At 52.0% G+C, this 17188-nt stretch carries 17 protein-coding genes; 11 read left to right on the top strand and 6 right to left on the bottom strand.

What is annotated here, in order from left to right:
* The first annotated feature begins 320 nt into the window (after nucleotides 1-320).
* The 3 genes from AC5DDB_RS09890 to AC5DDB_RS09880 all read left to right on the top strand — a co-directional run bounded on the left by AC5DDB_RS09890 (nucleotide 321) and on the right by AC5DDB_RS09880 (nucleotide 3521).
* Nucleotides 321-1340, top strand: coding sequence for a hypothetical protein (locus AC5DDB_RS09890; protein ID WP_491739554.1), 1020 nt, complete (start codon nucleotides 321-323; stop codon nucleotides 1338-1340).
* A gap of 100 nt (nucleotides 1341-1440) precedes the next feature.
* Entirely contained in the window at nucleotides 1441-2280 is an 840-nt protein-coding gene (locus tag AC5DDB_RS09885; RefSeq protein ID WP_491739553.1) for a hypothetical protein, read from the top strand.
* Nucleotides 2281-2369: 89 nt separating this feature from the next.
* Nucleotides 2370-3521, top strand: coding sequence for an aromatic ring-hydroxylating oxygenase subunit alpha (locus AC5DDB_RS09880; protein WP_491739552.1), 1152 nt, complete (start codon nucleotides 2370-2372; stop codon nucleotides 3519-3521).
* 57 nt (nucleotides 3522-3578) lie between these two features.
* Here AC5DDB_RS09880 and AC5DDB_RS09875 read toward each other — a convergent pair whose 3' ends face one another.
* The 4 genes from AC5DDB_RS09875 to AC5DDB_RS09860 all read right to left on the bottom strand — a co-directional run bounded on the left by AC5DDB_RS09875 (nucleotide 3579) and on the right by AC5DDB_RS09860 (nucleotide 8588).
* Nucleotides 3579-4718 carry an ATP-binding cassette domain-containing protein gene (locus AC5DDB_RS09875; RefSeq protein ID WP_491739551.1) on the bottom strand — a complete coding sequence of 380 codons (1140 nt, stop codon included), beginning with the start codon at nucleotides 4716-4718 and terminating at the stop codon, nucleotides 3579-3581.
* Nucleotides 4719-4884: 166 nt separating this feature from the next.
* Nucleotides 4885-6105 (bottom strand): FtsX-like permease family protein, encoded by a 1221-nt coding sequence (locus tag AC5DDB_RS09870; protein ID WP_491739550.1) that lies wholly within the window; start codon nucleotides 6103-6105, stop codon nucleotides 4885-4887.
* A 55-nt stretch (nucleotides 6106-6160) separates the two neighbouring features.
* Nucleotides 6161-7324, bottom strand: a complete 1164-nt coding sequence (gene devC / locus AC5DDB_RS09865) for an ABC transporter permease DevC (protein ID WP_491739549.1) — start codon at nucleotides 7322-7324, stop codon at nucleotides 6161-6163.
* Between the two features lie 49 nt (nucleotides 7325-7373).
* Nucleotides 7374-8588, bottom strand: coding sequence for a hypothetical protein (locus AC5DDB_RS09860; protein WP_491739548.1), 1215 nt, complete (start codon nucleotides 8586-8588; stop codon nucleotides 7374-7376).
* Nucleotides 8589-9154: 566 nt separating this feature from the next.
* Between AC5DDB_RS09860 and AC5DDB_RS09855 the strand changes: the two genes are divergently transcribed.
* Nucleotides 9155-10639, top strand: a complete 1485-nt coding sequence (locus AC5DDB_RS09855; protein WP_491739547.1) for a TolC family protein — start codon at nucleotides 9155-9157, stop codon at nucleotides 10637-10639.
* A 49-nt stretch (nucleotides 10640-10688) separates the two neighbouring features.
* Here AC5DDB_RS09855 and AC5DDB_RS09850 read toward each other — a convergent pair whose 3' ends face one another.
* Nucleotides 10689-11189 (bottom strand): hypothetical protein, encoded by a 501-nt coding sequence (locus AC5DDB_RS09850; protein ID WP_491739546.1) that lies wholly within the window; start codon nucleotides 11187-11189, stop codon nucleotides 10689-10691.
* Nucleotides 11190-11333: 144 nt separating this feature from the next.
* A complete protein-coding gene (locus tag AC5DDB_RS09845) occupies nucleotides 11334-12386 on the bottom strand; it encodes a 1,9-bis(guanidino)-5-aza-nonane synthase (protein WP_491739545.1) in 1053 nt (350 codons plus the stop codon).
* Nucleotides 12387-12811: 425 nt separating this feature from the next.
* On the opposite strand from AC5DDB_RS09845, the gene AC5DDB_RS09840 reads away from it, so the two are divergent.
* The 7 genes from AC5DDB_RS09840 to AC5DDB_RS09810 all read left to right on the top strand — a co-directional run bounded on the left by AC5DDB_RS09840 (nucleotide 12812) and on the right by AC5DDB_RS09810 (nucleotide 17170).
* Nucleotides 12812-13567: a DeoR/GlpR family DNA-binding transcription regulator gene (locus AC5DDB_RS09840; RefSeq protein ID WP_491739544.1), complete on the top strand. Its 756-nt coding sequence runs from the start codon at nucleotides 12812-12814 to the stop codon at nucleotides 13565-13567.
* A 50-nt stretch (nucleotides 13568-13617) separates the two neighbouring features.
* Nucleotides 13618-14316, top strand: coding sequence for a phosphate propanoyltransferase (pduL, locus tag AC5DDB_RS09835; RefSeq protein WP_491739543.1), 699 nt, complete (start codon nucleotides 13618-13620; stop codon nucleotides 14314-14316).
* Between the two features lie 61 nt (nucleotides 14317-14377).
* On the top strand, nucleotides 14378-14665 hold the full coding sequence (locus tag AC5DDB_RS09830; RefSeq protein WP_491739542.1) for a BMC domain-containing protein: 288 nt from the start codon (nucleotides 14378-14380) through the stop codon (nucleotides 14663-14665).
* A gap of 68 nt (nucleotides 14666-14733) precedes the next feature.
* The gene (locus AC5DDB_RS09825; protein ID WP_491739706.1) at nucleotides 14734-15000 is read left to right on the top strand and encodes a BMC domain-containing protein; all 267 of its coding nucleotides are present in this window, start codon (nucleotides 14734-14736) and stop codon (nucleotides 14998-15000) included.
* Between the two features lie 68 nt (nucleotides 15001-15068).
* On the top strand, nucleotides 15069-16271 hold the full coding sequence (locus AC5DDB_RS09820) for an acetate/propionate family kinase (protein ID WP_491739541.1): 1203 nt from the start codon (nucleotides 15069-15071) through the stop codon (nucleotides 16269-16271).
* A gap of 66 nt (nucleotides 16272-16337) precedes the next feature.
* Nucleotides 16338-16655, top strand: coding sequence for a EutN/CcmL family microcompartment protein (locus AC5DDB_RS09815; protein WP_491739540.1), 318 nt, complete (start codon nucleotides 16338-16340; stop codon nucleotides 16653-16655).
* Nucleotides 16655-17170: a hypothetical protein gene (locus AC5DDB_RS09810; protein WP_491739539.1), complete on the top strand. Its 516-nt coding sequence runs from the start codon at nucleotides 16655-16657 to the stop codon at nucleotides 17168-17170. Before AC5DDB_RS09815 ends, AC5DDB_RS09810 begins: the two co-directional genes overlap by 1 nt.
* The last annotated feature ends 18 nt before the right edge of the window (nucleotides 17171-17188 follow it).

Below are 17188 nucleotides of genomic sequence, written 5' to 3'. Positions count from 1 at the left end.
CTACGCTACGCGCCGACCACACGCAAGCTTTTCATCGGATTCGTGGCAAGGTTGCAGCGACCGTGTGGATTTTCGAACGGGCAATACGGATGTGTTGCGAATCGGCAACACGCTGGTGAATCGAGCGGGAATCAAAGTCGGTCTTGACCAAATCCCATAATCGCGGTAAGCCGGGGCTGAAGCGGTCAGGACCAGATAGCCGTACGACATATCGTGGGCATTTCCTCGACCATCGGGTCAATTTGAACTGGACACTTTGTTGCCGAGCATGGGAGCGGAGAATTCCGATGCCACGTGTGACTGTGAAAGGAACTACGACGATGCCGTCGCACGGAAGCTCAACCATCTTGGGAATTTCGGCCGTCTGCCTGATTTCCGCCGGCGCAATGCTCCAAGGCGATGTGACGCCTCAAGAATTATCCGCCGTTCCCGTTCGCCAGAACTCCAAGCAACTTCCTGGGAATCAGCTTCCGAAGTTTCATACGGTCAATCGGCCGGAATATCCCCAGCCGCGACTTGTTCTGATTCGCCCTGGAACCGTCATCACCGATCGTGCCCCCGAAGGCTGGTCGCATCTCGTGTTGAAAAGTTTACCACGGATCCATCCCGATCACCGTTCGAAAGTCAATGAGCAAACGTACCGGATGTCGAGTCTGATCTTCACTGCTGTCACGGCAAATGTTCGGGAATCGGTCAACGCATCCGGCCAACGCGAGTTCCACATTGGGAACATCGGGCTCGGAATGGGCACCAAAATCCGCGGACAAGATGTTGTTATCACTCCTGAGACCAAAAATCGATTTGGTACGAAATTCGGGTTTCTCGAAGGGATTCTCATTTCCACCTGTTATGAGAAGCTGATGATGGCTCGATTACGCGCACAAACGCCAACCATGGCTGTCATTGATACTCACGCAGTGATGGTTCGAGGACAAGCCCACCGACCGGCAATCATGCGGCATGTGTTATTGGTAGATGCTCCAACAGGCCGACTGGAAACGCTTTCCTTCGGGATTGATCTCGACGAAAGAGGCCAATACGTCGGTGTTAACTCGCATATGGAATGGCTCGCGGGTAATGCAGTCGATGATTGCCAGCTCTATGTCGACCGACGCGAATTCACCGTGGGAATTCCATCAGACAATGCATTTGCCGTCAAAGCACCGCCGAAAGGTCGGATGACGGTTCAATTCACGAAGTCGCTTGCCGACTTAGCCGGACAACCGACCTTGAATGCTGAATCCCTACAAGCGTTGGAACACGGACTGCGAAAAGCTCTCTGGAGCGCGGCGACCCGGAAGTCTTCAAGCGGTCTTGCCGATGGTTATGGCGCCCGATAAGGTTGAAGGGAGGCAAATTGGCGACACAACATCAATCAGTCCGTTCGTGTCAGCCAGGTCAACTTTGCCATCCCGCCAGCTCAACTTCATAGGGTCGACAATGACGACACTACTCTGCTTAACCGCCGCACTTCTGTCCGCCGATGGCGTGGCCGACGCTAAGCATATCGCAGCGAACCCGGTCTACTCGGAGCTTCGCCAGACCGGTCTCACGATTGGTAAGCAAAAACCGTTCACGTTGCCCGCTCCCACCATGGACGACGGTCTGACCGGTGAGCAGCAAGACAAGATCATGAAAGCGGTCGGCGGCCGAGCAGCCCCGCTAGACCGTCTGACCCGCGACTTCATCTACGCACCATACATTCTGAAGAAGATCGACGAAGTCGATTGCCCAACGGTGAACGCGAAAGCCAAATTCGTCAATGCCTACTTTGTGGCATACGGTAACTTCGAAGACTTGGCCACCAATGGAAAACAGGACGACGACTGGACAACCATCGACGAAGCCGCACTCGTCAAGCGTGGCATTGACGAAATCGACGCCAAGCATGAACGTTACGGACACATCGAGCGGAATCTCATTGACTACGTGGAAATCAATGCCGCTGTGCGAACGTTTTGGAGTCAAACGGAAGACTCGTTAATCTTCGCCACACGGCTTGCGCCGGAGTTCAACGGGGATCCCGAATTCCCAAACCACTGGCAAAGCCTCGTGCGTAAGAAACCGACGGGCCCGAAACATCCCTATGAACATTTAGGGATGTACATCAAAGTCACGAAACTCAAGAACTACAAAGATGGTCTCTTCATCGAAGTTCACGTCGTTTTTTCGGAACCCGAAGGTTGGTTCGGCGGTCGGAACCTGCTGATTTCCAAATTGCCGCAGGTTGTGCAAGCCGAAGTCCGCGATGCTCGCTCCGACATGAAGAACAAACCCTAGTCGAGTTGGAGCAGTCGACTTTCGACCGTCGTGGTCTAGTTTCACACGATCTCGATGACTGACACGAGAATCGCCCCAAAGGAGTCGTGGTGTTTGTAAACCAGACGCACCTTCAATACCTACTGTCTTCCGACGACTATCGATCGGCCGATCAACATCAGGCTGAAATTCAAGAATTGTTCGTTCCGAGTTGGCAGTTTGTCGGCACGAAATCGGAACTGTCCAAGCCGGGTGATTATCTCACAATTGACCTGTTTGGTCATCCGGTCCAAGTGCGGAACTTTGATAGTACGTTTCATGCGTTCGAGAACGTGTGTGCACATCGGCATTGTTTGCTGACTCACGAACGTCGTGGCAACACACCGAAAATGGCCTGCCAGTATCATGGCTGGGAATACAATCAAGACGGTTTGACTGGCCGGATCCCCGATGCCCGTTGTTTTCGCCCATGGGACCGTGAGAATTCCCGGCTCAAGAAGTATCGATTGGAGAGTTGTGGCGATCTGCTATTTGTCGCACTGACCGATGAACCGCCGTCTCTCGTCGAATACCTCGGCCCGACGTTCGAACGCAACGATCGTTTCTTCTCGACTCCTGATTGGCGACTTCTGCACATCTGGGAATATGAATGTCCCTGCAATTGGAAAGTGCCGGCTGAGAATACATTAGAGTCGTATCATATTCCGCATCTCCACCCGGAGTCGTTCGGCGGTATCTACCCCAGTGAAGCGGCTTCCGATCATATCTTAGATCCGAAGTACACGGAACTAGCATACGATTCCGGCGAAGACCCACGTGTGGACCGTTGGCAAGGTCGAATAGTCCAGTGGCTTGGTGGTGAGAAAACTAACCTATACATCCACCAACATATCCACCCGAACCTTATCTTCGTAACAACGGACGTTTTCTCGTACGTGCTCACGTATCTCCCGTTGTCTCCGACTCGATGCAAAATCAATCTCAGAATGTATTCGTTCCGGGGACGGAAACGAGGCCCATTTGCTAGTTTACTCGCATTCGCTTCAGCTCGGTTCGCCAAGAATATGATGAAGCAAGTGCAACTCGAGGACTGGGAGATCTTCGCTGACCAGCAGAAAGGGTTAGAAGTTAGCAATCACCGCGGGGTGATTGGTACACGCGAGGAGCGAATTTACGTCTTCCAACGCTATATACTCGACCAACTTGGCAGAGACACTCCGAAGCATCCGAGTGAGCAAGAATCACAGCCACTAGCAAAGTAGAGCGTTACTAGTTCCGCGACGAGAGCGTTACGCATAACGCCACGAAGTACAACGAACCTATTGCCGAGCATAGATCACACGCCGAAGCTCTTCTTCGAATGCGTCACTGTTCTTGAGTAGCTCTTTGAAGTCGGACTTGCCAAGAACATAAGTAACGACTTTCCCCTCTGCGACGACATCGGCGTTGGTTTTCTGATCTTTCGCCAACGACGTTTCACCAAAGTATTCTCCTTCACCGAGTCTGGCGACCTGCTGCTGGTCTTCGCCGCGAAACACTCCGACCTGACCACTGCGAATCAGATAAAACGCCTTCCCTTCGTCGCCTTCGCGAATGATCTTCTCTCCACTTCGGAAATCGACACGCTGCATTTTCGCTGCGATATCAGCCAACCACTGCGCCCGAGACGCATTCTGAAACAGCATGACTTTATCGAGAAAGTGACAGATCAGTTCGGTTTCGCGAATGTGAGTGTCACTCTTGATCGCACCATCTTCCACGGTGATGACTCGATCAGCGATATCCATAACGCGATTATCATGCGTCACCATAACGACCGCACTTCCATGGTCCTTCGCAAGTGCTCGGAGCTTGTTGACAACGATCCGACTCGTTTTCGCATCAAGAGCCGCAGTAGGTTCATCCGCTAAGACAATCCGCGGCTTATGAATGATCCCGCGAGCAATCGCAACTCTCTGACGTTGCCCACCAGACAAGGACTTCGGCCGATAGTAAATCCTTTTGCCAAGATCAAGTTCCGTTAGCAACTCTTCGATTCGTTTTCGTTCGTGACTTCGATCGTTCGAAAGTTGCAGTGCCATCTTTACATTCTCATAAGCTGTGAGTGAACCAAACAGATTATGAGCTTGAAAGATGAACCCGATTTTCCGGCGGACGGCTAATATCTCTTCGGTGCTAGCACCGAGCAGTTCCGTGCCGTCAATGCGGATGCTCCCTTCCTGTAGACCGCGTAATGTGCCAATCAGCACCAACAAGGTCGACTTCCCGGAACCCGATGGCCCTTTGACAATCACCACTTCGCCCGAACGAACATCAAGATTGATATCGTGCAGAATCTGCGTTTGTGTCGCTCCCTCACCGTAACGATGATTCACTCCCGCAACATGAATAATGCCGGCCCCCGTCTTCGGAGGCGGGGGAATGACTAGGTCATCGACTTGAGACTCTACATTCGACATAGGACGAACAGACTCCGAGAATCGAAATAATTGACGCCAACATAGTGACCAACTCACGATCGCCCACTAGCTTCACACACTAGCTACTAACGACCTAACTCCAAAACAACTTACAACTCGTGTGTTAGAAACGAACCTGACTTCAAAGGCGAAGACTCGACCGCTTCTAAAATAATTCTGCAGGATCGAGTTTGAGAATCTTGCGAACAGCCAGCCCCCCCGAAACGAGACACATGACTAACGTAGCGAGAAAAACGTAGGCTGCGCGGCTTGTAACCATTTCCATGATCAAACCAGTCTCAGACGACAAAACATGAAACAAACCTGCACTAATAATACAACCTGGCACAAAACCGAACACGGCTAAATAGATCGACTGAGCAAAGACTTGTCCCACGAGAAACCGGTTCCGATAACCAATCGCCTTGACGGTTGCGAATTCGGCTTGCAAATCAGAAAGTCCGGAAAAGATAATCTGATAGCAAATCACGACTCCTACGAAGAAACCAAGGCCTTGTCCGAGTGTAAACACAAAGCCGATGGGAGTGCCTTTCCGCCAGTAGTTCTGTTCTCTCTCCAGAAATTGTTGTTTCGTGAGAACATCGACCCTCCGAATCGGTTGTTGTTGATTCGACCTCTGACGACCAACTTGCATTTGCTCAAGAAGTTGGCCACGAACTTCGTCGGCATTACTCTCGGAACGAAGTTTGATCAACGCAATATCGACCGTGTGTAGTGGATCATCAAACCGACCAAGACGCCTGGGAAAATAGCTTGCCAAATTTTGCGAGCTCATTAGAAGATTCCCGGTATTGATAAAGTCCGTCCCCAGGTCGAAGGATCCGACAATCTGAACTTCACGATTATTCAGTTCTACCGGCATTTGACTCATGCGAGTTGCATCGTCGAATGGAAGTGGAAAGTATTTCGACTTCGAACGACGATCGATCATCGCCGTCCCCGGATGCTGCAGTTTGGCGATCATATCGCTAGTCAACGCGGGAAACTCAATAACAGGTTTCGTCAGATCAAACGCAATGACTCGAATAAGCCGCGGCGATCGTTTTCCGGTTCGGAGTTTTGATTGCACAAACTCCAGGTAAACCGGCTCGACACTGACAACACTTGGATTTCCAGCAGCCTGTAGGATAAAGCGATACTCAATTGGTTGCGGCGTGGTTAGCATTCGACGACGTGGACTGACCAGCACCAAATCTGCATCCATACGATGAATCAGTTCGGCGGTACTATCAAGCAAGGTGTAGTAGAACCCCTGTTGCGTAAACATGAGCACAACCGCAAAGGCAATGCCCGCGACCGACAGCATTAGCCGACGCTTGTTATGAACTAAGTTACGCCACGCGAGTGGCACCCGTCTCTGAAACATAAGGTGCGATTCGTGTTCGTCGTGTTTTCAAGCCGAACGAATAGACAAAAAGAAACTAGAACAAATCCGCCGGCGCTGCAGCTCGAAGCTTTCCTAAAGCAGCCATACCGGACCCCACGCAAATTACGATTGCCGCCACTGCAACACCGAGGCAAAGCGGCACACTCATTTCGACGGGAATCCGAGCCATCTCCCGCGTCACACGATACAGTATGATCGAAACCACCCAGCCGACTAGGAACCCGACGATCGCGAGTAGCATCGACTGAAAAATCACAACCGCCGAAAGAAACCGATCACGGTAACCAATGGCCTTGAGGGTTGCGTACTCAGGCAACCGATTGGCGACATCGCTCGCCAAGACCTGATAAACAATGACCACGCCCACAACGCACGCAATGCCAGCGCCCATTACAAAAATCAAACCGAGAGGAGTATGCCATAACCAGAGCGTCGTTTCGTAGTCAATCACTTCCTGACGCGTTAGTACTGCCACATCCCCCCCTTCGCCAGTTGGAAGTTGCAACCGCATCTTTTGCAGTACGTCTTGCTTGTTGACATTAGGATGACAGCGTACTAGTCCTAGACTTACGTCGGCTAAATTTCTGCCCGGGTAAAGCCGTCGAAACCCGCGTTCGTTGACAAGTACAGTACCGTCGGCGCCAAATCCTGCCCCAAGGCGAAATACGCCAACAACCTGAACCGGTTGATCGTTCAACCATGTTAGTTGTTGACTGCTAGTCGTCCCGTCAGAATCCTGAAACTGACCAAAACCTGGATGTGACAATTCGTCGATCAACACGTCATCGGACAGACGAAGCTTGTTCAACGTTGCCAAAATTTGTGGCTGATTGAAGACTTGATCGTCCGGCTCAGATCCAATGACTTGAATTGCACGGTATTTGGGTTCCGTTGGATGTTTCCACTCACCAGTGCCAAGATAAACCGGCACAACAGATTCCGTACCGGCGATGGAATCCGCCTGACGCAGACGCTGAATCGGCAGACTTCTAGGATCGGAAAACTCGACGTACTGTTTCGAGCGAATTAGAAGATCAAAATCGAGTGCACTATAGACAAGCGTCGCTGTCCGAGCGGCAGACAACACCATTCCAATCTGAAAGAACAAGAGTACAACTGCGAACGAAACTCCGGCCACTCCTACGAATGTCCGCACTTTACTTTGTGCTAAGTTTCGAAACGCTAACCAGACTGGCATTAAACAACTCGTTGTAATAACGAGCACAGTGTACACGACTAGGCATCGTTCAGAGTGCGCCTAGTTGTAGTCCATTACTTGTTGTGCTCGTTGATTTTGGTTCCTGATCGGTTCTGATTTCGACTTCAACTTGCAGATTGATCAGCTGAGCCGCAATCCGCTGGCTTGGCTCGTCAAGTTGAATCTTGACAATGAAGACATGTTTGTCTTGCGGCTTGAAGGGGTCGAGATTGTCGAGAGTTGTCCGTGATATCATTTGCCCGACACTCACGACTGTGCCTGTCAACTCGGAAGACGCTGCCGATTGTCGTCCGCTGATGGCTGGACTGGTGATTTCGGCAGTCATTCCATTTTGAATCGCAGCACGATCGGACTCATAGACCTCTGCGACACAATACATGGGATTCAAATTCGCGATTTCCATGATCGGACGCGGGCCAAGAGTGTCCCCTTGATGCAACGCGATTTCCAGGACGGTGCCTTCAATTGGAGAGCGGATCGTCAAACGGTCGCGAAGCGACTCCGCTTTCTTGATCCGAGTCTCGAAGGCATCTTTCGAGTATGCGTTCTGAGCTTTGACCAGGTCGGCTTCCGCGAGTTTCAACTTTGAACGAGCGACTAAAATCGCCTGCTCGGCGGCTACATTGAGCTGTTTCAACGAATTATTGGCGGCCGCGAGTTGGGCTTCCGTCGATCGGACTAACTGGGCTTGCTGTTCGATTTTTTGGCTCGGCACGAGATCGGGAATCTCTCGCATTTTTTGTAACGAATCTTTTGCGGCAGCAAGATTCGCTTTTAGAACATTGATTTCCTGTTGCTGAGAATCGATCTGCGGGTTCTCTAGTTCGGCTTGCTGCAACTGTAGCTCGGCAGCTTCTTTCTGAGCCTTAGCGGCCAAGACCGCCGCTTCAGCCTGGATTTGAGCGGTCTTATGTTCAGCATGAAGAACGTCCAACTCAAGATCCGCTAGCTCGGAATCAAGCTGAACGAGGGGGCTTCCGGCATCGACTGAATCTCCCTCGTCAACAAGAATTTTCACAATCTGTTGCTCGGCGGGCCCAACGATACTGACGACTCCATTGGCCGGCACTAGCCGCCCGACCGCAACAACTGACGACCCCAGAAACGCCGCTTCCGAGCTAGACGCAGACTCAGCACCATTCGCTCCGTCCTCATGCCCAGTTGACGACTCCTGTCGATTCCAAAGGGCAAATACGCCCATCCCGATCCCTAGGCCGATTATCAGTGTGAGTAAATAACGCATGAGACATGTATCTGTCTAAGTCACTAGGAAAAGGGTACATCCGTCCTCGCACCACTCGCAGAATAGGCCGTGGTTTGCAATTTGATAAGGGCGGGCGATGCACCACCTCATGGTAAATGCGATGGGACTTGTCGCAAACACGGAAGTTCACGCGGACCAGAAAAAATAGGAAGTCCTGAAAAAACTTTCTGCCTGGCAGGCATGAAGACGCGCGGATTTCCGGCATAACCGGCAAAACCCCACGGATCCCACTTAAACCGACCGATTTCCAGATAAGAGCCGTCACGTTTGTGCGGGCTGGGTTTGTGGTTGCGGTATCCGCTCCGACGAAAACCTGGAAATGCTGTGATCACATGAATACAGGCCGAGCTACAAACGATCAAAGCGGTGAAAGCGACAGGGATTCCGAAATGATGCGGGCAATAACAACGACACCCCAAAACGTGACGATGTGGAAACGTCGGTTGTGGGGTTCTCTTACGTGTTCCTGTCTCGCGATCGTGACCGGTTGCGTCGGCCCCGGATTCTATGATTCCGACATTCGTTCAGAATCCGCAAGATCGCGAATGGTCCATCGTGCGCCGATCTATCCCCAATTAAATCAACGCGTCGATCATTCCACGCGAAAGCCAGCTCTCGAGCGACGCTCGTCAGTCAGCCGTCCAAGAATTCAGCAGACGAACTACGAAATACCGTCTTCGATCGAAGCAAGTCCAGAATTACCAGCTTTGGCTGCTGAACGGGTCCGTTGTCAGGCGGCACTTGCATCGACACCGGTTCAACTGATCGAGATCGAACGGCAATTCGCCTTCGAAAAAACTTCGAACACCCGGTGCATCAGCGAAGAAGTTGCCAATCAAGTCCAACAACTCCTGATGCTTCGAAGCGCAATCCGTGGAAACGAAGCCTCCGTTGCGGCACTGCAGCTCTATTACCAACTCGCTGAAGGCCATGCTCAACTCGGCTACTTGCAGGAGAGCTTGCAGAACATCGAAATGATGCAGTCGGACGTTGCCCGTATTCTGGCACGCGGGTTCGCCGTCGAAATCCGCCAAGGTGATCTAGAACGCCAGAAACTGGAAATCGAGCAAAAACAGCAAGAAATCGAAGGCCAACTCGCTCAAGGATGGGCCCGCCTCCAACCACTATTGGGCGAAGAACCAACCGCGCCAATGCCTGATTTCATGACATTGGAGGAACGACCCACGTCAGCTCCAACCCGAGAAACTGCGGTTCAGACGGCAATGCACCTGCGACCGGAACTGCGGTTGCTACGCGTCTTGATTCATGGCATCCGAGCGGAAACTCTGTCAGCAGCCATTGCCGCCTTGCAGCAGGCCGAGGCGAGTCTCGGAACCGCTTCAGAGTTAGATATCCTTAAGCAGTTGAGCGACACCATCTTCGTTATCAAGCCCTTTACGAAGTTCTGCCGCACCCGGGACGTCGAAGTTCGCACAACGCAACTCGTGGTACTGTTAAACGGTCAGGAACAAGCAGTTCGCGGCGAGATACATGCCGCGATCGCCGCCTGGAACGCCGCCACCGAACGCTGGCACATTGCAGATCGACTTGTTTCCAGTTGGGATCGTCAACTCGATGAACTTCGACAGAAGCAGGCAGTCGATGAGACCATCACCAGTTTCGATATCCGGCAGGCCGAGCTAGAACGGATTCAGGCAAAATCGGATCGACTTGCGGCGTTCTTCGCCACTAAGCAAGCCGAAGTGTCGTTGCTCAAAGCCCAGGGAACCGCAGCGATTGGTTGTGGACTGGCGGGACATGAACCATTTTGGTGCGAATCTTGCAAAATGACTCATGGAGGACCAATTCACCCGGAACCTCATCAGCCGACGGCAGTTCCTGGTGGATCACCAAGTTATGAAGTAGCGCCACAACCTCTACCAGCCCCCGAGCCTCCGGCACCACTGACTGGTCCATCCGTCCGCAGCCCACGTTTGATCCAACAAGCAGCCAACACCGCCCCTCGAACGCTCACGTTCCAGCCGACTCGATCACTCGGAAAATGCCGGCCAATCTCTCGACCGAAATAGATCGGCAGGGAGTTAACAGGCCGGCTTTGACTGAGGACGCGTGGAACCGTTACTGATCTCGATTGGCCAACCGTTCTGCCCGACGGCGTTCGCGGCGTTCTTCCCGCAACTCCTTCGCTGTTGGCTGACCATACCCGGGTAGCCGCCGACGCACGACGCTGGCAGTGGTATCGGGACCAATCGCCGCGGAATTCATTGGCAGGTTTGCAGAAAACCCCTGGGTCGTTCTTTGCGTTTGTGGTTGCAATAAGGACGCCTGCATCTGCTCACGCATTCGAAGTTGCTGAAGCTGAAATGCCTGCACTCGCTGAGCCTGGAGCGTCTGCATCTGCTGAGCAGCTTGCATCGTCTGCATGAAGTTCGAACCACCGCCTTGGCCACTGCCCGCCATCATTCCCATGCCACCAGGTGGTCGACCGCCACTCCCGGGCATCATACCGCCGCCTCCACCTCCACATCGACCTTGCGCAAACCCCTCGCCGGAAGTGAAAACACTGACCGCCAACGCAAGACCCGCCACCCAAAAACACTGTCCCTGAAAGATTCTCACAGAGTCACCTTTTCAAAAAAGAGATTGAACTGCTAAACGATGGCGAGGCCTGCCAAAGCTAGAAACGACAGGCCAAACCAAAATCAACAACTCAATCTTTCGAATCTTTGAAAAGGTCACGCGGAAGCGTCAGACCGAAGCGGCTTACGTGGCCGGTGTGGGTGTCAACAGTGAAGACCAGCGGCGTTCGGGACGCGCTTGCCAATTGCCTTGGTGATACGCATAGCCTGCGATCAATGGCACAGCGAGTGTCGCCTCACTGAACACCATTTGCTCGTATGCGATATCGACCTTGCCCCAACTGCACGCCTCTTTCAAGGTCGACCCGGACAAAGCCCCGTCCCGGACATCGGCGACCGTGACCTGAATCGCGTACTTGTGCATCGGCACTTCATGCCCCAGGATTTCAGCCGCCACCACAACATCCTGCGCGAAGTTCTTCGGCACGCCACCGCCAATCATGAGCAATCCGGTCTCGCCGCATTGAACTTTCAACTGCGTAATTTCGTGGAAGTCTTTCACGCTATCGATGCTGAGCCGTTCCCCGTCTTCACGTTTGGCTTGATGGGCAACCAACCCGAATCCTGCGGAACAATCGCTGAAAGCCGGAACGAAAATCGGTACCGACTTCCGGTAACACTCCAGTACGATGCTGTCGGTCTGCGTTCGCCCGTTCTGCTCGAGCCACGCACCCATACTCTGAATAAACTCCCGCGACGAATACGGACGCGGTTCCAATTCGTCAGCGATTTGCATGATGGTGTCATCGCAAATCCGAAGTTCATCTTCGTCGATCAACGTGTCATAGATGCGGTCGATCGCGAGTTTTCGCAGTTCGTCATCGAACAGACCACTTTTCAGCCGATCCTCCGCAACATAGTGGCGAAATCCAAGAGCTTCAAAGAAGTCTTGGTCGACAATGTTCGCCCCCGTCGAAACGATGGCGTCCACCATGTTGTGACGAATCAGGTCAATGAAGACCTTTTTCAGCCCAGCCGAAATGAGGGACCCCGCCAGACAGAGAATGATTCCGCAGTCGGTATCACGGACCATCTGATCGTAGATATCGGCAGCCCGAGCAAGATCACGGGCCGTAAACGCAGCGTGACGATACGCCTCGACAAGTGGACGTGCGTCGTGCTGAGTGATATCGATGTGTTCAATGGTCTGCTGAAGAAATCGTGTTTTGTCGCGCATATCTGTATTCGGTCCCATGAGTCAAAAATCTCTGGCAGTCCATCCAGAGACTAAGGTTCGCTTTGCGTTGCTTTCACGAATTCTAGTTCCCCTGAAGTGCAACAAGCAAGCACGCGGAACCTCCCGGCATCCAGCCGCATCTTTCACACCTTATAACAACCTCTCGATTGACACGTGCACCGGTTACGCCAGTCGTACTTGCGTGCGGCCTCAAACAACCGTCACAAAAGGAAATCCCACCGAATTTCCCCCTCCTTGACAGGATCTATGGTCTATGTATTCGGTGCCGGACACGAGCAACCCGGGAATCTACCATCACAACTGCAACATCTTGACGTTTTTTGAAACATAATGCTTGCTTTTGGTGATTCATTTCGGCAGACTGCTCCCATTACATGATCTACCCCATTCGAAGGAACGAGTGAATGCTCGTCGATCAGCGTCGGCAGCACATACTGAAAGCCGTTGAGTCGAAAGGATTTGTGTCACTCCAAGAGCTTTCCGAACTCTGTGACGCGAGCGAATCGACGGTACGGCGGGATTTGGAACACCTTGATAATTGCGGGACGATTCGACGGACACGCGGCGGAGCAGCGTTCACCGGGGAATCGCTTGTCACATTCGACGATCGAGAGAAGCAGTCATCGCACGAAAAACAAGCCATTGCCCAATTTATCGCCGCTCAGATCGAGCCCAATGAGACCGTGTTACTCGACGGCGGAACGACGACGTTGGAAGTCGCCCGACAATTGATCGGCAAAGAACTGCAAGTCGTCACCAATTCACTCCCGATCGTAACACTCCTCTCCCATCAACCTGGAATCGAACTGGTTATTATCGGAGGTTACTTATACCCCAAAACTGGCGTTTGCCTCGGTCCGATTTCGATCGATGGACTCAAAGGCATCTCAGCCCGTCGACTTATTATGAGTACTGGCGGAATCACTGAGAAAGGTCTTTTCAACAGCAATGTCCTACTTGTCGAGACGGAACGCCAAATGATGTCTGTTGCCGACGAAACCATCGTCGTTGCCGATTCCACGAAGTTTGGCCACTCGGAGCTGACACATCTCTGTGAGCTAAGCGAAGTTCAAACGATCGTGACCGATTCCAATGTCAAAGATGCCTGGAAAAAAACGTGTATCAATCATGGCGTTGAATTGATCGCTGTCGACGCCTGAACCAAGTTTGCAACCTCCAAAACCTGATTCTGTTCATTCATTGGTGTTATATGTCTCAGCTGGCTAATCCGATTTCGCGAGCCGATGTCGAGCGTCTCGTACGCGACGTCGTGACGCATCGACTGCAAGCGGCCAAGCCTCAAGTCGCTCGCAATCCGCTCGTCGTCAACATTTCGGCAAGACACTGTCATTTGACACACGAGCACGTCCGCATTCTATTCGGCAAAGACGACCTCACACCGTCCAAAGACCTCTATCAAGACGGTTACTACGCCGCCGAGGAAACAGTTGCGGTCGTTGGTCCACGTCGTCGGATGATTCCGAATGTTCGCGTCTTAGGACCATGTCGTGGGGACTCGCAAGTCGAGCTCGCGTTCACGGATGGCATCTCCCTCGGGATCGATCTTCCCGTTCGCATCAGTGGTGACGTCCAGGGTACACCTGGCTGTATTCTCGTTGGTCCGAAAGGTGTGGTCGATCTCCGTCAAGGCGTTATCCGCGCGATGCGACACGTTCACATGGGGCCGAGCGATCTCGAGTTCTACAACGTCAAGAATGGCGACGAGCTTAACCTGCGAATCGAGTCGCCCGGCTGCACGACGACGCTTGAAAACTTAGTCGTCCGCGCGGGGGACAACATCAAACTTGAAGTTCACTTGGACACCGACGAGGGCAATGCGGCAAACCTCGACAATGCCACAAACGTAGAACTCGTCAAGCCGGCTAGCTGCGGCTGCCAGACACATTAGTCGTACAAACTTTGTTGAAATCTAGACTTCTCGAGCACTAACTCAAAACTGGAGAGCACTCATGGCAAATCGGATGGAAGCATTGGGAATGATCGAAACCAAAGGGTTTGTCTGTCTCGTTGAGGCAGTCGACTCTATGTTGAAATCAGCCAATGTTCAAATGATGGGTTGGGAGAAAGTTGGCAGTGGGCTAGTCACTGCATTCGTCGTGGGCGATGTCGCTGCAGTCAAAGCAGCAATCGATGCCGGTGCCTCGGCCGCCAGCAAAATCGGTGAAGTTGTCAGTGTCCAAGTGATTCCTCGACCACACGAGGAATTGAGTGGCGTGCTGCCGAACAAAGGTGCCTAATGTCAGACGAAAACCAAACGTCGGAAACAGTTGAAAAATCCACTGAAACTTCTACGCAAAGTCGAAACATGAACGAAGCAATTGGCTTGATTGAAACAAAAGGACTCATCGCCCAGATCGAAGCCCTCGATGCGATGCTGAAGTCGGCAAATGTTAGCCTGGTGAAACAGGTTCAAATTGGTGGCGCCTTTGTAACAACGATCATTAAAGGCGATGTGGGTAGCGTGCGAGCTGCTGTCGATGCGGGAGCATCTGCTGCTGCCCAATCAGGCGAACTGGTTAGCGCTCACTTGATCCCACGTCCTGAACCTTCGTTGTTGGAAGCTTTTCTTTAAGCCGATCAGAACTTGGATTCTATTCGGCTAGCACAATTCGGCCACGTCGTTCTAACGAAGGGATTCCCATGTCCGCTGGCAAGATTCTCGTTGCGAATCTCGGTTCCACTAGCTTTAAGTTCCGTCTGTTCGAAATGGACACGGAAACTCAAATCGCTCGTGGAGGCATGGATCGCATTGGTGGCGAGAAGAGCGAGTGTTCCATCGAGTGCGGAGGTGAAGTCACCAGGTTCGAAGCGAGCCTTCCCGACCACGCTGCCGCAGTCCAGTTGTGCTTCGATGCACTGACAGATGCTGATACAGGATGCCTGAACTCGATCGATGAAGTGCTTGGCATTGGTTTCAAAGCGGTATTCGCTGGAGACCTTAGCGGGGTGCGTCGCGTCGATGAGAAACTATTGGCGAGTATGGAGGACTTGGCAGAAATCGCACCGGCACATAACCCGCCTTATGTTCGGGCTATGCGGTCGTTGCAACAAGCGTTTCCACAGTTGCCATTAGTCGCCGCCTTGGAAACTGGTTTCCACGAGACAATCCCTCTCAAGAACCGTTTGTATGCAGTCCCATACGAATGGGCAACGGACTACCAGATTCGACGATGGGGATTTCACGGTGCAAGTCATCGCTTCGTTAGCCAACGAATCCATGAGATTCTCAAGCGAGATGATCTTCGGGTAATTTCGTGTCATCTTGGCGGAAGCAGTTCGATCTGTGCGACACGAGGCGGAAAGTCTGTTGCCACAAGTATGGGCATGAGTCCGCAGACAGGTCTTCCACACAATAATAGGGTGGGGGATTTCGACGCATTCGCTTTGCCGTTGTTGCTCAAGAAGTCAGGAAAATCTCTTGAGGAACTCCTCAAAGAGATGTCGAGCCAAGGAGGATTACTAGGACTAAGTGGTCTGAGTGAAGACGTTCGCGACCTGGAAGAAGCAGCTTCGAATGGACACGAACGAGCAACCCTAGCATTAGAGCATTTTGTATCGTCGATCCGCCACTATGTGGGGGGATACATGGCTTTGCTAGGCGGACTTGATGCACTCGTCTTCACTGGCGGCATCGGTGAAAACAGCACCTACATTCGCGGTGCGGTCTGTGCCGATATGGAATGGGCCAACCTTATTTTAGATGAAGAGGCCAACAAGACTGCAAAAGGTGAGGCAAAGGTATCGGATCAGCGTAGCGGTATTGAAGTCTGGACGGTCCCTACCAATGAAGAATTGGTTGTTGCCCGTCAAACCCTGGAAAACATTACCAATTCAGGCAGTTAGAAAAACTTGGATTTCGATTTCGCGAGTTTGAACTCGCAAGGTCACAGAATTGCTTGAAAGTATTTTATGTTCGTCGCACGTGTTACCGGCAGCCTCGTTTCAACGCACAAGGTGCAGGTCATGGTTGGGCAGAAACTTCTCGTAGTCGAACCGTTGCGAGTCAACGAGCACGATCAGTCGAATCTTCAACCGACTGGGCGAACATTTGTCGTTGTTGACCCGATTGGTGTGGGAGTAGGAGAAACGGTGCTTTGCGTCCAAGGATCAAGTGCACGGTTCACACCGGAAACCAAGTCGTTGCCGATTGACGCCGCCATTGTAGGTATCGTCGATACCGTCAACATTCAGGGAAAACAAATCTTCAACTCCGGAATGGATTCATAGTGAGCAGCAACACCGAAAACGATCAACCAGCAGATTTTAATCAAGCAGTCCTCGTACTGCAGATTATCTGCGCTGGACTCATGTTTGGAGTTGTCGTTTTTGGCATTTTCACTCTGCTTCAAGACTCGGATGGACCGGCTAAGAACCCGCAATTGACTTATTTTGCCCTGTTTGAGGCGATTATCGTCATACCGATCGCCTTGGTGATCCCTAGGTTTATCAATCCTAAGCAGCAACCTGGCAGACCAAGCGTCAATGACCAGGTTAACCCAGAGTCAGCACAGGCCCAGATTGCTCCTTTGCAAATTCAAAAAATCATTCAGTATGCACTGCTAGAAGGCTCTGCGTTTTTCAGCCTGGTCGCATACTTCATCGAACGCCATTCACTAGCCTTACTTTCGGTTGTCATCATCCTGTTTCTCATGGTCAAGATTTTCCCCACCCACGCGTCAGTCACTCAGTGGCTTCGTAGACGTCGTGAAATCGCCATGTTTGAACAAGACACTATGAATTAAGCAGGCGTTTCCTTTTAG

This window comes from Thalassoroseus sp., from assembly GCF_984380535.1.
The sequence above is the reverse complement of the archived record's forward strand: the minus strand, read 5'-3'. Positions and strand labels throughout refer to the sequence as shown.

Excerpts from the sequence above, each read along its gene's own strand:
- AC5DDB_RS09890 (WP_491739554.1), top strand. The coding sequence starts at position 321 with ATGCCGTCGCACGGAAGCTCAACCATCTTGGGAATTTCGGCCGTCTGC.
- AC5DDB_RS09825 (WP_491739706.1), top strand. The coding sequence starts at position 14,734 with ATGAACGAAGCAATTGGCTTGATTGAAACAAAAGGACTCATCGCCCAG.
- AC5DDB_RS09845 (WP_491739545.1), bottom strand. The coding sequence starts at position 12,386 with ATGCGCGACAAAACACGATTTCTTCAGCAGACCATTGAACACATCGAT.
- devC (WP_491739549.1), bottom strand. The coding sequence starts at position 7,324 with ATGCCAGTCTGGTTAGCGTTTCGAAACTTAGCACAAAGTAAAGTGCGG.
- AC5DDB_RS09820 (WP_491739541.1), top strand. The coding sequence starts at position 15,069 with ATGTCCGCTGGCAAGATTCTCGTTGCGAATCTCGGTTCCACTAGCTTT.
- AC5DDB_RS09840 (WP_491739544.1), top strand. The coding sequence starts at position 12,812 with ATGCTCGTCGATCAGCGTCGGCAGCACATACTGAAAGCCGTTGAGTCG.
- AC5DDB_RS09830 (WP_491739542.1), top strand. The coding sequence starts at position 14,378 with ATGGCAAATCGGATGGAAGCATTGGGAATGATCGAAACCAAAGGGTTT.
- AC5DDB_RS09855 (WP_491739547.1), top strand. The coding sequence starts at position 9,155 with ATGGTCCATCGTGCGCCGATCTATCCCCAATTAAATCAACGCGTCGAT.
- AC5DDB_RS09870 (WP_491739550.1), bottom strand. The coding sequence starts at position 6,105 with ATGTTTCAGAGACGGGTGCCACTCGCGTGGCGTAACTTAGTTCATAAC.
- AC5DDB_RS09815 (WP_491739540.1), top strand. The coding sequence starts at position 16,338 with ATGTTCGTCGCACGTGTTACCGGCAGCCTCGTTTCAACGCACAAGGTG.
- pduL (WP_491739543.1), top strand. The coding sequence starts at position 13,618 with ATGTCTCAGCTGGCTAATCCGATTTCGCGAGCCGATGTCGAGCGTCTC.
- AC5DDB_RS09885 (WP_491739553.1), top strand. The coding sequence starts at position 1,441 with ATGACGACACTACTCTGCTTAACCGCCGCACTTCTGTCCGCCGATGGC.
- AC5DDB_RS09860 (WP_491739548.1), bottom strand. The coding sequence starts at position 8,588 with ATGCGTTATTTACTCACACTGATAATCGGCCTAGGGATCGGGATGGGC.
- AC5DDB_RS09875 (WP_491739551.1), bottom strand. The coding sequence starts at position 4,718 with ATGTCGAATGTAGAGTCTCAAGTCGATGACCTAGTCATTCCCCCGCCT.